Origin of the sequence: Shewanella indica (assembly GCF_033842865.1) — a bacterium.
Lineage (GTDB): Bacteria > Pseudomonadota > Gammaproteobacteria > Enterobacterales > Shewanellaceae > Shewanella > Shewanella indica.
This window is the reverse complement of record NZ_JAWXXR010000001.1, coordinates 4,027,121-4,042,509: the sequence shown is the minus strand read 5'-3', so window position 1 is coordinate 4,042,509 and position 15,389 is coordinate 4,027,121. Positions and strand designations below refer to the sequence as shown.

Sequence of the window (15,389 nt, the reverse complement as noted above, 5' to 3'; positions counted from 1 at the left end):
GCAGATTGACATCATTGAAAAATCAAATGACTAAATAACCTTACAAATAGTGTGATTTTGTTCTGCGTTTCTCTCGCGTACAATAGCGAATCAAATATAGTGTCGTACTCAGGAACGTAAATGGAAACTGTTGAAAAAATTAAGCAGCAAATTGCTGAAAACCCCATCATCCTTTACATGAAAGGTTCGCCCAAATTACCCAGCTGCGGTTTTTCCTCTCAGGTGGCTCAGATCATGATCAATATCGGCGAGCAGTTCGCGTTTGTTGATATTCTGCAGCATCCTGATATCCGTGCTGAATTGCCCAAGTATGCCAATTGGCCGACTTTTCCTCAGCTATGGGTAGAAGGTGAGCTGATCGGCGGTTGCGATATCCTGACCGAGATGTACCAAAAAGGGGAGCTACAGACCTTGATCAAGGAAACTGCTGCCAAGTACAAGCAGGATGAAGCCTGAGATTAATCTCAGCGCTTTATAAGCGCATCAGTGCAAGAGGCCGGAGATGTTCCGGCCTTTTCTTTTGTCACACTGAATTCACCTGCTATGGAGGTGAGCGTTTTTCTCGGCTTTACCGTCGCGCTTATGTTAAATACTGCCACCCATTAGCTGATTTTATGAAAGGGGGCAACAATAAAGCGGTTTGTATGAGAACTGCCCAGAAATATCAGCTGCAAGCAGGCTATAACCCTGGTTGGGCGCAGCTAGCTCAATGCCGTCTTAGGAAGTAGGTCAAAAGCCACCGGCTTTGCCGATGGCTTCTTTACATTTGCGTTGTTAGCCCAAGCCGTTTTCAGCCGAACTCATTTGAATGAGCTCGATTTTGTAACCGTCAGGATCTTCCACAAAAGCGATTTCAGTACTGCCACCGGCCACTGGGCCTGGTGCACGGATAACTTTGCCACCGGCTGCGCTGATGGCTTCACAGCGAGCATAGATATCTTCTTCACCTATGGCGATATGACCAAAGGCATTACCCATATCATATTGCTCTGTACCCCAGTTGTAGGTCAGTTCGATGACGGCCTGACCGCTTGATTCTTCGCCGTATCCGACAAAGGCCAGAGTGTATTTATATTCAGGATTTTCCGATTGACGCAATAGCTTCATCCCCATGATTTCAGTATAGAAATGGATGCTGCGTTCAAGGTTTCCCACTCTAAGCATGGTATGCAGAACTTGTGACATTACTACCTCTTTTGGTTCTATAGCGGAAACTGAATGAGTTTCCGTAGCGTGGATAATCAAGCAATATTCAGCGAACTGAGAATCTCTCCCAAATGGATTGGCTCTGACCGCTGCGAACTTGATAGCCAGTTCACAAATCCATGAAATAAACATGGTATTTGTGTCTGCTTCATTAATAATGGTGTCAACCCTATCTTAGCTGGATGCAGGAGACAAGCATGACTACAGAATTGAAAATGGCTATTGGATCTACCTTGGTAATTGCAATCGTTTTCGCCGCTATGATTGTACAGATGTTCTGATTGGCGTTGAGCAAGAATACGTAAGACAATGCCGCCTTCGGGCGGCATTGTCGTTTCCGGATCAGTCATCCGGATAGATTTTTTCTTTGAATTCACACAGATCTTCAATCAGACAACTGCCGCAGCGGGGCTTTCTGGCAATGCAGGTATAGCGCCCGTGAAGAATAAGCCAGTGGTGGACGTCAACCTTGAACTCGGCCGGCACCACTTTGAGCAGTTTATCTTCTACTTCCTGAACATTTTTCCCCGGCGCAAAGCGGGTGCGATTGCTGACCCGGAAAATATGAGTGTCGACCGCTATGGTTGGCCAACCAAAGGCGGTGTTGAGCACCACATTGGCCGTCTTACGGCCGACCCCGGGCAGAGACTCCAACGCCTCGCGGTTTTCAGGGACTTCGCCGTTGTACTGCTCGACAAGGATCTTGGACAGTGCCACCACATTGATGGCCTTATTGTTATAGAGCCCTATGGTCTTGATATACTCCTTCAGCCCATCAACCCCAAGGTCTGCGATAGCCTGTGGGGTATTGGCCACCGGAAACAGCTTGTCAGTGGCCTTGTTGACACTGACGTCGGTTGCCTGCGCCGAAAGCGTTACCGCCACCAGTAATTCAAAAGGGCTGGAATAATTCAGCTCTGTCTGGGGATGAGGATTGTTGTCCCGCAGGCGTTCGAGTATCGCCCGTCTCTTGTCTTTGTTCACTCAATGACCTCAGTTGACTTTGGTGATCCTGGCGCGTTCCACTGGCGCAGTTTGCTCTCTGGGTTGACGATCGGCGAGTTTCTTGTCGATTGCGTTTTTCAGGGCAATCAGCAGCCCCATACCCAAAAAGGCACCGGGCGGCAACATCGCCAGCAGGAAGGGGGTATCGACTTGCCAAACTTCAATACGCAGGCTCGCAGCCCAAGGCCCAAGAAGCAGATCGGCGCCGTCAAATAGGGTGCCTTGCCCCAGTATTTCCCTGCCGCCACCGAGCACCATCAATACCAAGGTAAAGCCAATACCCATCATCAAGCCGTCAAAGGCGGCATCCATAGGTGAATTACGCGAGGCAAAGGCTTCGGCGCGGCCTATGATGACGCAGTTTGTTACGATAAGCGGCAGGAAAATACCGAGAGACAGGTAGAGGCCGTAGGCGTAGGCATTGATTAGCAACTGCACTGCGGTTACCAGTGCGGCAATGATCATCACAAAGATGGGGATGCGGATCTCTTTGGGGACAAAGTTGCGCACCAGGGATACTGTGGTGTTGGAACCAATTAACACTACTGCGGTAGCGAGTCCGAGCCCCAGGGCGTTGGTAAAGGTAGAGGTCACCGCCAACAGGGGGCAGAGTCCCAACATCTGCACCAGTCCGGGGTTATTTTTCCACAAGCCTTGCCAGGCGATATCACGATATAAACTCATTGGCTTGCCTCACATGTCTGTGATTGCGAAAAGAGGGCCTGCTTATTGGCTTCAAAGAAGGCCAGGGTATTTCTTATCGACTTGACGTAGGCCCTGGGGGTAATGGTCGCCCCGGTAAACTGATCGATTTCACCACCGTCTTTTTTCACATGCCAGGCCTTGTCATCACTGCCCTGAAGCTTTCTGCCGATAAAGCTGTCCACCCAATCAGATTTTTTGCGCTCAATCTTGTCACCCAGCCCAGGGGTTTCCTGATGCGACAGGGTGCGAACCCCAAGCACAGTGCCGTCAGTCTTGATACCTATGATCAAGCGTATTTCACCATTGTAGCCATCTGGGGCTATGGTTTCGATGGCAATGGCGACTGGCTGGGCATTTTGGGTAGCGATATAGGCCGGCATGGGCTGAGTCGTGCCCAGGGCGTCTCTGTCCTGCAATAGAATGCAGCTTTCCTCGAGCGGATTGTCGTGCAGTTCATTAGGGATGATCTGCTCCAGGGTGCGTTTGAGCTCCAACTTTTGCTGAGCCATAATCGCATCCCGGGTACTGTCATTGACAACCGCCACCACAGCGGTGCATATCAGGGCAAACAGGCCTAAAAGCAGGCCATTTTTCAACATGGATTTTTGCACTGTCTATCTCTCTTGCTATCAATGTCCGGCACGATGGCCATAGGCTCGGGGTTTGACATAGTAGTCGATCAAAGGGGCGCACAGGTTGGCCAGCAGCACCGCAAAAGCAAAGGCGTCAGGGTACCCGCCAAAGCTTCGGATAAGGTAAACCACCAGGCCGATAAGGGCGCCGAAGATCAATCGGCCCCGGTTACTGGCGGGCGCGGTTACAGGATCTGTGGCAATAAAGAAAGCCGCCAGCATGGTGGCGCCACTGAACAGGTGAATAAGCGGGCTGACATGGGTATCTGGCCCAAGCGCATAGGCAAAGCCGCTACAGATAAACAGCGATGCCAATACACCAACACTGATATGCCAGCGGATAAGCTTCATCTTCAACAGCGCCAGGCCGCCGCACAGGTAGGCCAGGTTGACCCAGAACCAGCCACTGTTGATAGTGCCGGCAAAAATCGGTTTTTGCAGGCTCTCGGTGGTGGTCATTCCCATAGAGAGATCCGTCTTCAGCGTATCAAGCGGTGTCGCCATGGTGACACCATCGATACCGAGCTGGAAGTATTCGGCAACGCTGCCTTGGCTGGCGCCGAAAATCACCTGCAAGCTGGTGAGAAAATCCGGAGAGTGCTGGGCAACCGTCGCCGGAGCAACCCAACTGGTCATCTGTACCGGGAAGGCTACCAACAGCAGCACATAGGCGGCCATGGCCGGGTTGAACAGGTTGTTCCCCAAACCGCCATACAGCTGTTTTACCATGATGATGGCAAAACTTGTGCCTATCACCACCATCCACCAAGGGGCGAGCGGCGGTATGGCAATACCGATAAGAACCGCTGTTAGAGCCGCGCTGTTATCCGACAGCGTCGAAAGTACCTTGCGTTTGCGCAACTTGAGGATGGCGGCCTCTGAAATCAAAGCGACCATCACCGCCAGCAGTAACTGAATAAGGCTGCCCCAGCCAAAAAATACACACTGGACTACCAAGCCGGGCAGGGCGCAGAGCAGCACCCTTTGCATCACAGTGCTGGTTTGCAGCGGCCGGCTGACATGGGGGGAGGAGGCTATTTTAAACGCCATATCAATCTTTCTCCTGTGCGCTGAGCGCCTTCTCTTTGGCCTTTTGTTTGGCTTTGGCTACAGCCCTGGCAATACGCGCCTGTTTGCTGTCGTCGTCTGCGGTTTGTTTTGTCGCTTGGCTTGCGACTTGGTTTACTTCGGCGCCTTGCGCTGAACCCACGCCATTATTATCGGTCGCAGTTGATTCAGATGCCGCCGCAGCTTTTTTGGCCTTGGCTTTGGCTTTGGCAACCGCTGCCGCGATACGGGCCTGTTTGCTGTCATCGCTTGCGGTTTGACTTGTAGCTTGACTTGCGACTTGGTTTACTTCGGCGCCTTGCGCTGATCCCACGTCATTATTATCGGTCGCAGTTGATTCAGATGCCGCCGCAGCTTTTTTGGCCTTGGCTTTGGCAACCGCTGCCGCGATACGGGCCTGTTTACTGTCGTCGCCTGCGGTTTGTTTTGTCGCTTGACTTGCGACTTGGTTTACTTCGGCGCCTTGCGCTGATCCTACGTCATTATTATCGGTCGCAGTTGATTCAGATGCCGCCGCAGCTTTTTTGGCTTTGGCCTTGGCAACCGCTGCCGCGATACGGGCCTGTTTGCTGTCATCGCTTGCGGTTTGTTTTGTCGCTTGGCTTGCGACTTGGTTTACTTCGGCGCCTTGCGCTGCTCCCACATTATTATCGGTCGCAGTTGATTCAGATGCCGCCGCAGCTTTTTTGGCCTTGGCTTTGGCAACCGCTGCCGCGATACGGGCCTGTTTACTGTCGTCGCCTGCGGTTTGACTTGTTTCGGTGGCAGTAGCTTGAGCTTCGCGAGAGTCAGTATCTGCCTGGCCTGAGGCTGCAGCGGCCTTTTTCGCCTTGGCACGGGCGATAGCCGCTGCTACTTGAGCTTTTTTGTCCGAGCCAGGTGTTGTGCCTTCAGCTTCATTATCTGTCGTCACATCAGCAACTTCTTTGGCAGCTGCAGTGCCTTGTGCTGCGGCCTTTTTGGCCTTGGCCCTGGCAATCGCTGCGGCGACGTCGCTCTTTCTCTTGTCTTCCTTTGGCTGGATAACTGCCGGTTCGGCGGTTTCGGCCGCTTTTTCTACCGGTTTAGCAGCGGTCGCCACAGAGGCTTCGGCGGCTTTTTTCGCCTTGATTCTGGCCATAGCCTCGGCTACGGCATCTTTCTCACCACTGCCCATGGCGGCGCGGCGCTTATCGGCTGCGGCTTTGGCCTTGGCTTCCCGCGCCTGTTTCTCGGCCTCCAGCCGTTTGAGCCTGGCATCGAATCTCTGCTTGGCCTGCTCGGCCAGCTGTTTCTCTTCGTGATTACGCTTAATGGCCGCCTTGGCAATGCGATAATACTCCACCAGAGGAATATCCGATGGGCAAACATAGCTGCAACAACCGCACTCGATACAGTCTCTGAGGTTGTAGGCGCTGGCCTTGTCGTATTCTTCGGCTTTACTGTGCCAATAGAGTTGCTGGGGCAATAGCGACGCCGGGCATACCTGAGCACATTCTCCGCAGCGAATGCAGGCCTTTTCCTCGGCCGGAGGGCTGATTTCGCTGGCCGATGGCACCAAGACACAGTTACTGCCCTTGAGCAGCGGTACTTTGATAAGGGGCAGGGTGTAGCCCATCATGGGGCCGCCTATGATGACGGTATCCTGACCGCTGGCGGTAAAACCGCTTTGCTCCAGTATATGGGCTATGGGCGTGCCCAGTGGCACCCAGTAATTACCCGGCTTGGGAATATTGCCGCCGGTCACAGTGACAACCCGCTCTATGAGAGGCTTGCCCTGGCAAACGGCTTCGCGAATGGCGAAGGCGGTGCCTACGTTGTGCACTACTATTCCCAGTTGCGCCGGAATGGCGCCGGAAGGCACTTCTTGTCCGGTAATGATCTGGATCAGCTGCTTTTCGCCGCCGGAAGGGTATTTGGTCGGGATCACAGTGATCCTGATGCTGCCCTTAGGCAGATGGCAGCTATCCAGCGCCTGCTGCATCGCCTGAACGGCTTCGGGCTTGTTATCCTCAATGGCGATAATCACCCGTTTGGGATTTAGCAGCCCGTGAACAATTTCAATGCCGTCCAGAATTTCGCTGGCGTGTTCGCGCATCAATCTGTCATCGGCACTGATATAAGGCTCGCATTCCACGCCGTTGATCAACAGCAGTTCAATTTCACTGGCGGGGTTGAGTTTGATGTGAGCCGGAAACATGGCACCGCCCAATCCGGCTATCCCGGCTTGGCGAATGCGGCTGAGGATCTGCTCGCGGCTCAGTGCTGAGACCTCTTGCTGCTCAAAATCTATGGCTTGATCCTGGCCGTCGGCTTCCAGCACACAGGTCAAGACCGGCAGGGCAGAAGGGTGGTTGCTCGGTCTTTGCTCTATGGCGCGAATGATGCCTGAGGTGGGGGCATGCACCGCCAGATACATGGCGCTCAGTCCGCGGGTCAGCGCCTGGCCCTTGAGCACTCTGTCGCCCACTTTGACTTCGAGCACGGCGCTGTCACCAACCTGGGGCACAGGCAATAAGAATTCGCTGGCAAGTGGTAGACGCCCAATAGGACTGCCGTTGGAGAGGTCTTTCATCTGCGGCGGATGAATTCCGCCGGTCAGGCGCCACTGAGTTCCTTTATCCAACTGTTCGAGTAATGTCAGCACGGCTTATCCTCTTCCACCAACTTCACTGGAATTGCGTTAAGCTGCCAGTCCCAGGTTTTCAGATCCTGTTTCACCGGGATCATATCGATACAATCCACAGGGCAGGGTTCAACACAGAGATCGCAGCCGGTGCAGTTGCTGGTCAGGACTGTGTGCATCAGCTTGCCCGTGCCTATGATGGCATCTACCGGACAGGCCTGAATGCACTTGGTACAGCCGATACACTCATCTTCGCGAATATAGGCGACCTTTTTGACCTGGGTTTCAACACTGGCATCGAGAGGCTCGGGATCGACCCCCATAAGATCGGCCAGTTTCTCCATAGTGGCGGTACCACCCGGCGGGCAGCGATTGATCTTCTCGCCGTTGGCTATGGCCTCGGCGTAGGGGCGGCAACCAGGGTAGCCGCATTGACCACATTGGGTTTGTGGCAACAGGGCTTCGACCTGATCCACTATCGGATTGCCCTGAACTTTAAACTTCTCGGCGGCGAAGCCGAGTAAAACGCCGAATACCAGCGCCAGCAGAGACAATAAAATGACTGCAATTAGCATGGAAGACATAACTCTATTTGACTAAACCGGTAAAGCCCATGAAGGCCAGCGACATCAGGCCGGCGGTGATCATGGCGATGGCGCTGCCTTTGAAAGGTGCGGGCACATCAGCCGCCGCCAAACGTTCGCGCATTGCCGAAAACAGGATAAGCACCAATGAAAAGCCGGCGGCAGCGCCGAATCCATAGACAGCACTCTGCATAAAATCGTGGTTTTCATTGATATTCAGTAAGGCTACGCCCAACACGGCACAGTTGGTGGTAATAAGTGGCAGATAGATACCCAGCGCCCTATGCAGAGTCGCACTGGTTTTCTGCACCACCATTTCGGTGAACTGTACCACTACCGCGATTACCAGAATAAAGCTCATGGTACGCAGGTAACCGAGCTCGAAGGGCAGCAGCAGATACCGGTTAACCAGGTAGCTGAGAATGGCGGCCAATGTCATGACAAAGGTAGTTGCCATGGACATGCCTATGGCTGATTCCAGCTTGCTGGATACCCCCATAAACGGGCACAGCCCAAGGAATTTCACTAATACAAAATTGTTGACCAGCACAGTGCCAATCAACAACAGGAGATACTCACTCATCTCATTACAGGTGTTGTGACTTCTTGGCGGTTATTATCAGTGTTTCAGTGGTCATAAACAACATATAGAAAGCAGGGTTTACCTTCTTTGCGCCCTTAATGAGTCATAAACGGCATTAATTTCTGTTCATTTCGGCGAGGTCCAGCTGTTGGGGCCTGGCAATGTAGAAGCCTTGCATACCATCAACCAACAGTTTTTCGACGACCATTTTCTCTTCCTGGCGCTCTATGCCGCAGGCTATCACCTTGACACCACTGCGGCGGGCCACATCGACCAGCATGCGGACAAAGAACTGGTTATTGGTATCTTCATCTATTGCCTGGGTATAGCTGGGATCCAGTTTGATATAGTCGGGGCGCACCTCACGGAAGAATTTGAATGAGGTAAAACTCATGCCGAAACGCTCTACCGATACCCGGCAACCGACGCTATGCATGGCGCGAACAAACTTGTGACTGGCGGCCAGGTTACCTTGCATGCCTGCTTCGTTGATTTCGAACACCAGTCTTGAGGCTAATCTCGGATGTTTGGAGAGCAGATCTTTGGCCCAGGCAATAAAGCTTTCTTTGGAGGCTGAGCCCGGGCTCAGATTGACGCCGATATTACCGCTGAGGTTTGGCAGGCTCTGCAGTAGTTTCAAGGCGCTGAGTAGCACCAGTTTATCCAGCTCTTGGCTCATGCCGTGACGTTCGGCCATGGCAATCACTGTGGCTGTCGGTAGAAACTTGCCTTCACCGTTGTTAAAGCGTGCCAACAGCTCACGGTAGCCATCTACCTCGCTGCGACAGGGTTGAATGGGCTGTTGGTAGAATTTGAGTGCCCGGCGCTTCAGCAAGTCTTCAATGGCCAGTTTCCAGCGGTTATCGCCGAGTGTTTCATTCAGCAAATTTTTATCCTGGAATTGCACTGCATTCGGGCCCAAGGTTTGCGCCACATTGGCGGCGGTATCGGCCATGGCAAGAGTGCTCATGGGATCTTTGTCGCTGGCGTAGGCCACTATGCCGCTATGGGCGATGGAGTCGGTTTGCAGTTCTGCTTGGTATTCTTCCAGCTCACGCTTGAGCTGGGTGGCAAAGGTTTGCGCGTCTTTCAGCACAATTGAGGGGACAAAGATGGCAAAGTCAGTACTGGCAATGCGAAAGCTTTCGCTGTTGTTGTAACCCTGGAGTGCCCGGCGAATACAAACCGCGACGCGGGCAAGATAGTCATCGCCGCCCTGACGGCCGCGCAGTTGATTGATATGGTCAAGCTCGGTGGCTTTTACCAGGATTAGCACCCCAATCTGCGATTTGCCGGAAAGTGATAACTGTTGCAGTTTTTCGGTGAAGTGTTGGCGGGTGCCAAAGCCGGTTATCGGATCTTCGTAGGCGAGTTTTTTCAGCGATAGGTTTTCTGACTCAAGTTTCTCAAACCGCTGCTTTATCAGCTGCCGACTTTGTTCCAATGCTTGCCCCAATGGCTTGAGTTCACCCCGAAAGCGGCTCTGCGCCAGCGCATTGAATTCACCTTGAGACATTTTTGTCAGATATTCGACTGCATATTTAAGGACACTATTGTGGCGTTTCATCATCAAGGCAAAGATTAACGCCAATACCAAATAAAGGGGTAATAAGCGCAATCCGTCAAGCCAGAGGGTATGGATCCCTTGTTCTCGAAGAGGGCTGAGGTCGGGCTTAAGTAACACTCGCCCGGAAGCGAAGCGGTATTGGGATTCGAGTTGCAATGGCAGTAGATAATATTGCCAGTTCATCTCCGGCAGGAAATGTCCTCGAGTGAGATTATTCTGACCATCGACGTCATCAGTATATTGAAAAAACTGCAATGACACTTTGTCTTGTAATTGCCGGTAAAAGATAGCGGCATCATCTGCGCCCTGGGCTTGCTCCTGCGCTTGTTGTAATCGCTGTAACAGGACATCAGCTTGCTGCTGCAACACCTGTCGTTCCTGTTGCAACAAGACCAAGCCGGTTGCCAGAAAGCTCAATAACAGTAACAGTTGAAAAAAGCGCGAAATGCCCATCTTTTCCAGAATTCAGACCAGGTTAAAGGGATGTCAGAATTGTATACGTATTTGTTATAAATACAAAACGCAGGAAGAGATAAGATAAGGTGGCTCCCCTGACTGGATTCGAACCAGTGACATACGGATTAACAGTCCGCCGTTCTACCGACTGAACTACAGGGGAATTGAAATTTTCAGGGGCAAAATCGAAGTGGCTCCCCTGACTGGATTCGAACCAGTGACATACGGATTAACAGTCCGCCGTTCTACCGACTGAACTACAGGGGAACAGATTTCGCTCAGGTTAATCTTGAAGTGGCTCCCCTGACTGGATTCGAACCAGTGACATACGGATTAACAGTCCGCCGTTCTACCGACTGAACTACAGGGGAACAGATTTCAACTAATTAAATTGGCTCCCCTGACTGGATTCGAACCAGTGACATACGGATTAACAGTCCGCCGTTCTACCGACTGAACTACAGGGGAATAATTTATTTAGCTAAGATTAACCTATTGTTTTCAGGTGACTTGCGTAAATTGGCTCCCCTGACTGGATTCGAACCAGTGACATACGGATTAACAGTCCGCCGTTCTACCGACTGAACTACAGGGGAATCGTTATTTATTGCTTGTCTCGCTGAGAACGGAGCGCATAGTAAATCGCTCTGTGGGTAGAGTCAACTCGCAGCCCCAAAAAAAGTGTCATTAAGCTGTTAATTGCTTATCTAATGCTCATAGTGATGGATAAAACTGCTTTGTGGAGATTTTTTGCTTAAAAAATAACGGCTAAACACAGATATTCCGTGTCATTTCAATCAAAGCGGGTTTCATTGGAAGGCCAAGGTGCGTGAGTTTCGGCGGCTTTTGCCTGTCCACAGGGCTGAAATCTGACAAGCAGGAGGTTTTTGATCAATTTACCTGGAGTCTAACTCGTCATGAAAGCAGCGCAATAAAGGTGCAATTCAGCTGCTTTGAGTTCATTTTGGTGCATCTTATCTTTCAAGGTGAGTGCCACACTTTCATATGTTCTTTTATTACAAAAGATCCAGCAACATGCATTGGCTTACACTGCTTGCCGCAATCCCTCATGGTTACAGGGTTAGACTGACTTATCCACTAAATCTGTGGATAAACCTGTGAGCTTCCCGACTTTATGGGCTGCAAACCCTTGTGGCATCTGCATTGAACTTAAATTGGTCAGTTTGAATGGTTAAAAAATAAATTCAATCAAAACAATTAGATGTGAAAGTCAAGCTGCTTTGGTTTGCTTGGTGTTTTTTGTAACAAAGCTGTAAGGAAGTATCTGCCGATCCTTGTGCATTAAATCTACCTGTTTGACTTATTTGGGTGGAATTCCCGCCTTCGACCGCCACATCTGTCGTCTTGTTGCTGAGTTTCAGCACAAGCTGCTACTGACATCATGTTGGCAGGAGTCTTGTGGCTTTTGGCTTGGCCTTATCTGGCTCAATGGGTAAAATAAACGGCTTAACCGAAGGAGCATTAAAGTGTCAGCTACGCCGTTTCGCTTGGAGTCTCAGTATTCCCCTGCAGGAGATCAGCCCACCGCCATTGCCAAATTGATTGATGGACTGGAATCCGGGCTCGCTAATCAGACTTTGCTGGGGGTAACCGGTTCAGGAAAAACTTTCACTATTGCCAATGTGATTGCCAATCAGGGGCGGCCAACCATCATTATGGCCCCCAACAAGACTTTGGCGGCGCAACTCTACGGCGAGATGAAAGAGTTTTTCCCCCATAATGCGGTGGAATACTTTGTTTCTTACTATGACTACTACCAACCGGAAGCCTATGTGCCTTCGACCAACACCTTTATTGAAAAGGACGCTTCGGTCAACGCTCATATCGAGCAGATGCGACTCTCTGCCACCAAGGCCTTGCTGGAGCGGCGTGATGTGGTGTTGGTGGCCTCGGTCTCAGCCATCTATGGTCTTGGCGACCCCGACTCTTACATGAAGATGCTGCTGCACCTGCGCCAGGGCGACATCATGGGCCAGCGGGATATACTGCAGCGGCTCAGCGAGTTGCAATACAGCCGCAACGATATTGAACTGCAGCGCGGTACCTTCAGGGTGCGCGGTGAGGTAATAGATATCTTCCCGGCCGAATCGGACCGGGATGCTATTCGGATCGAGTTGTTCGATGATGAGATAGAGCAGCTGTCGCTATTCGACCCTTTGACCGGTCAGGTGCGTAAACGCATTGCCCGGGCCACAGTTTACCCCAAGACTCACTACGTGACCCCGAGAGAAAAAATATTGGCGGCCACAGAGCAGATAAAGGCCGAGCTCAGAGAACGGCGCCAGCAGTTACTGGACGCCAACAAGCTGATTGAGGCACAAAGGATCAGTGAGCGGGTGCAGTACGATGTGGAGATGATGACAGAGCTGGGTTATTGCTCCGGTATCGAAAACTACTCCCGTTATCTCTCCGGGCGTGCACCGGGAGAAGGGCCGCCGACTTTGCTGGATTATCTGCCGCCGGATGGTCTGCTGATCATCGACGAGTCCCATGTAACAGTGCCGCAGATAGGTGCCATGTACAAGGGCGACCGTTCGAGAAAAACCACCCTGGTGGAGTACGGTTTTCGCCTGCCATCGGCACTGGATAACAGACCGCTCAAGTTTGAAGAGTTCGAGTCCTTGATGCCGCAGACGATTTATGTGTCGGCCACACCGGGCAGTTATGAACTTGAACGCAGCGGCGGCGATGTGGCCGAGCAAGTGGTCAGGCCTACAGGTTTGTTGGATCCCGAGCTGGAAGTGCGGCCGGTGGCGATTCAGGTGGATGATCTGCTCTCCGAGGCCAATAAACGCATTGCCGTCAATGAACGTGTGCTGGTGACCACGCTGACCAAGCGGATGGCGGAAGATCTTACCGAATATCTCGATGAACACGGGGTTAAGGTGCGTTACTTGCACTCGGATGTGGATACCGTGGAGCGGGTGGAGATCATTCGCGATTTACGTAAGGGGGTCTTCGACGTGTTGGTCGGCATCAACTTGCTCAGGGAAGGGCTGGACATGCCGGAAGTGTCTCTGGTGTGTATTCTCGATGCCGATAAAGAGGGTTTCCTGCGCTCCGAGCGCTCACTTATCCAGACCATAGGCCGCGCCGCCCGTAACATTAATGGCAAGGTGATCCTTTACGCCGATAAGGTGACCCCTTCAATGGCCAAGGCCATGGATGAAACCAATCGTCGCCGCGAGAAACAGCACGCCTTCAACCTGGCCAATGGCATAGTGCCCAAGGGCTTGGTGAAGAAGATCACAGATGTTATGGATGTGGGAGATTCCCCTTCATCGGCAGCGCCGCAGCCGGGTGCCCGCAAGGTGGCAGAGCGCAAGTCGGCTTATCAGGTGGACGCTGCCAATCTGGCACATGAAATCGACAGGCTGGAAAAACAGATGCACCAGCATGCCAGGGATCTGGAGTTTGAGCAGGCCGCTGCGCTGCGTGATGAAGTGGCAAGGCTCAGAGAGGAGCTTATCAAGGCCTAAATCCCTAAAATTGACCCATTGACAAAGAACCCGGCAAAAGCCGGGTTCTTTGTGCTGTTTATCTATCAACGGCTTTAAAAAGCCTGATTTGAACGCTTGATTTAAAAGCCTAATTTAAAACCCCTATTTAAATGCTTGGGCTTGGCATCAAAGTTTCGGCGTTTTATAAGCACTCAGTCGCCATAAGCCAAACAGTGCGATACCGCCAATCAGGCCAACAAGATGCGCTTCAACCGCGACTCTGGCACCAATCAGGGCGCTGACTTCAGCGGCCGCGCCTTGCCATTGCTCCCAGCCGACTTTGGCAATAACGCCAGCAAGCAGCAGGTAACCCGAGTTTCGGCCGCTGCGAATATCGGCCAAGGCGCCGAAGGCAAACAGGCCGTGCAGTATGCCACTTAGGCCCACATACCCCATAAGCTCAGGGTAGCAAAGATAAAGCCCTAAGCCTTCAAACAGACACAGTGCCAGGGTCAATATCAATACGCCCAGGGCGTTATAGTGTTCCTTATGCAGATAAAGGATCACCCAAAACCCGGCGAGGTTCATCAGCAGATGCCAGAAGTTGGTATGCAGCAGATTGCCGCTGACAAGCCGCCACAGCTCACCTTGTTCTATGGCGCTGCGGCGAAATGCCAACAGCTCAGTGAGCGGCAGAGAATACAGCAGCAGCGCCAGGGCTGTTAACACAACACCTGAAAAATAAGCGGAGCTCGGCTTCACGCTGTCTTGGCCGCCAGTATTGCCTGGATGCTGTCCGGTGTTGCCAGATACTCATCCAGCCCTTTTTGGCGCAGTAAACAGGCGGGGCAGGTGCCACAGCCTTTGCCAAGAATGCCGTTATAGCAGGTAAGGGTTTCATCCCTTACCAGTGGCAGTTGCTGGTATTTATCTGCCAGTGCCCAGGTTTCGGCCTTGTTGAGCCACATGAGTGGCGTAACCAAACGCAGCTGTCTGTCCATGCCTTGTACCAGCGCAGACTCCATCGCCTTGATAAAGTCATTACGGCAGTCCGGGTAGCCGGAGAAGTCGGTCTCGCAGACACCTGTGATAACGGCATCGGCGCCTATTTGATAGGCGTAGATCCCCGCCAGGGTCAGAAACAGAATATTGCGTCCGGGAACAAAAGTATTGGGCAGACCATTGTCCATCAAGTCGTTTGATACCGGGATATTGTCGCGGGTGAGGGCCGAGATGGCCAACTCATTGAGCAGAGTAACATCCAGCACCTTGTGACTGGCGGCGCCGAGTTTTTGCGCCAGTTGTTTGGCAACTTCAATCTCCTGGCTGTGGCGCTGGCCATAGTCGAAGGTGATGGCATGTACTTCATCATACTGGGCCAAGGCCTGAATAAGGCAGGTGGTGGAGTCCTGACCGCCGCTGAAAACGACTATCGCCTTGGAAATAGCTGGCTTAGTGCTCCGGGGCGGCTCTGCGGTTTGGGTTTGCGGTGCGTTTGATTCTGATGACATAAGCGA

General features: G+C 52.1%; 13 protein-coding genes and 5 tRNA genes. 2 read left to right on the top strand and 16 right to left on the bottom strand.

The annotated features are described in order from the left end of the window. The first annotated feature begins 120 nt into the window (after nucleotides 1-120). A complete protein-coding gene (locus SIL79_RS18120) occupies nucleotides 121-456 on the top strand; it encodes a Grx4 family monothiol glutaredoxin (RefSeq protein ID WP_039033973.1) in 336 nt (111 codons plus the stop codon). 318 nt (nucleotides 457-774) lie between these two features. Here the strand turns inward: SIL79_RS18120 and gloA are convergent, their stop codons facing one another. The 14 genes from gloA to SIL79_RS18050 all read right to left on the bottom strand — a co-directional run bounded on the left by gloA (nucleotide 775) and on the right by SIL79_RS18050 (nucleotide 11,007). Continuing rightward, nucleotides 775-1,185 (bottom strand): lactoylglutathione lyase, encoded by a 411-nt coding sequence (gene gloA / locus SIL79_RS18115; RefSeq protein ID WP_039033974.1) that lies wholly within the window; start codon nucleotides 1,183-1,185, stop codon nucleotides 775-777. Between the two features lie 363 nt (nucleotides 1,186-1,548). Further along, nucleotides 1,549-2,190, bottom strand: a complete 642-nt coding sequence (nth, locus tag SIL79_RS18110) for an endonuclease III (protein ID WP_039033975.1) — start codon at nucleotides 2,188-2,190, stop codon at nucleotides 1,549-1,551. A gap of 9 nt (nucleotides 2,191-2,199) precedes the next feature. Further along, a complete protein-coding gene (locus SIL79_RS18105; RefSeq protein ID WP_039033976.1) occupies nucleotides 2,200-2,895 on the bottom strand; it encodes an electron transport complex subunit E in 696 nt (231 codons plus the stop codon). After that, nucleotides 2,892-3,527: an electron transport complex subunit RsxG gene (gene rsxG, locus SIL79_RS18100; protein ID WP_189484294.1), complete on the bottom strand. Its 636-nt coding sequence runs from the start codon at nucleotides 3,525-3,527 to the stop codon at nucleotides 2,892-2,894. The genes SIL79_RS18105 and rsxG overlap by 4 nt, the downstream gene beginning before the upstream one ends. Before the next feature lie 18 nt (nucleotides 3,528-3,545). Next, nucleotides 3,546-4,598, bottom strand: coding sequence for an electron transport complex subunit RsxD (gene rsxD, locus SIL79_RS18095; RefSeq protein WP_162206973.1), 1,053 nt, complete (start codon nucleotides 4,596-4,598; stop codon nucleotides 3,546-3,548). A 1-nt stretch (nucleotide 4,599) separates the two neighbouring features. After that, on the bottom strand, nucleotides 4,600-7,242 hold the full coding sequence (gene rsxC / locus SIL79_RS18090) for an electron transport complex subunit RsxC (RefSeq protein ID WP_162206972.1): 2,643 nt from the start codon (nucleotides 7,240-7,242) through the stop codon (nucleotides 4,600-4,602). Further along, nucleotides 7,236-7,805 (bottom strand): electron transport complex subunit RsxB, encoded by a 570-nt coding sequence (gene rsxB, locus SIL79_RS18085; protein WP_039033980.1) that lies wholly within the window; start codon nucleotides 7,803-7,805, stop codon nucleotides 7,236-7,238. The genes rsxC and rsxB overlap by 7 nt, the downstream gene beginning before the upstream one ends. 4 nt (nucleotides 7,806-7,809) lie before the next feature. Then, entirely contained in the window at nucleotides 7,810-8,388 is a 579-nt protein-coding gene (rsxA, locus tag SIL79_RS18080) for an electron transport complex subunit RsxA (RefSeq protein WP_039033981.1), read from the bottom strand. Between the two features lie 115 nt (nucleotides 8,389-8,503). Continuing rightward, nucleotides 8,504-10,408 carry an EAL domain-containing protein gene (locus SIL79_RS18075; protein WP_162206971.1) on the bottom strand — a complete coding sequence of 635 codons (1,905 nt, stop codon included), beginning with the start codon at nucleotides 10,406-10,408 and terminating at the stop codon, nucleotides 8,504-8,506. Between the two features lie 90 nt (nucleotides 10,409-10,498). Next, nucleotides 10,499-10,574 (bottom strand) — tRNA-Asn (locus tag SIL79_RS18070). A 28-nt stretch (nucleotides 10,575-10,602) separates the two neighbouring features. Continuing rightward, a tRNA-Asn gene (locus tag SIL79_RS18065) sits at nucleotides 10,603-10,678 on the bottom strand. A gap of 28 nt (nucleotides 10,679-10,706) precedes the next feature. Continuing rightward, a tRNA-Asn gene (locus SIL79_RS18060) sits at nucleotides 10,707-10,782 on the bottom strand. A gap of 21 nt (nucleotides 10,783-10,803) precedes the next feature. Continuing rightward, nucleotides 10,804-10,879, bottom strand: a tRNA-Asn gene (locus SIL79_RS18055). Nucleotides 10,880-10,931: 52 nt separating this feature from the next. Further along, a tRNA-Asn gene (locus SIL79_RS18050) sits at nucleotides 10,932-11,007 on the bottom strand. 891 nt (nucleotides 11,008-11,898) lie between these two features. On the opposite strand from SIL79_RS18050, the gene uvrB reads away from it, so the two are divergent. Then, nucleotides 11,899-13,911 carry an excinuclease ABC subunit UvrB gene (uvrB, locus tag SIL79_RS18045; RefSeq protein ID WP_071476211.1) on the top strand — a complete coding sequence of 671 codons (2,013 nt, stop codon included), beginning with the start codon at nucleotides 11,899-11,901 and terminating at the stop codon, nucleotides 13,909-13,911. A gap of 147 nt (nucleotides 13,912-14,058) precedes the next feature. Here the strand turns inward: uvrB and rrtA are convergent, their stop codons facing one another. After that, nucleotides 14,059-14,601 carry a rhombosortase gene (gene rrtA / locus SIL79_RS18040; RefSeq protein WP_233962335.1) on the bottom strand — a complete coding sequence of 181 codons (543 nt, stop codon included), beginning with the start codon at nucleotides 14,599-14,601 and terminating at the stop codon, nucleotides 14,059-14,061. A gap of 29 nt (nucleotides 14,602-14,630) precedes the next feature. Then, nucleotides 14,631-15,383 carry a 7-cyano-7-deazaguanine synthase QueC gene (gene queC / locus SIL79_RS18035; RefSeq protein WP_044734572.1) on the bottom strand — a complete coding sequence of 251 codons (753 nt, stop codon included), beginning with the start codon at nucleotides 15,381-15,383 and terminating at the stop codon, nucleotides 14,631-14,633. Between the last annotated feature and the right edge of the window lie 6 nt (nucleotides 15,384-15,389).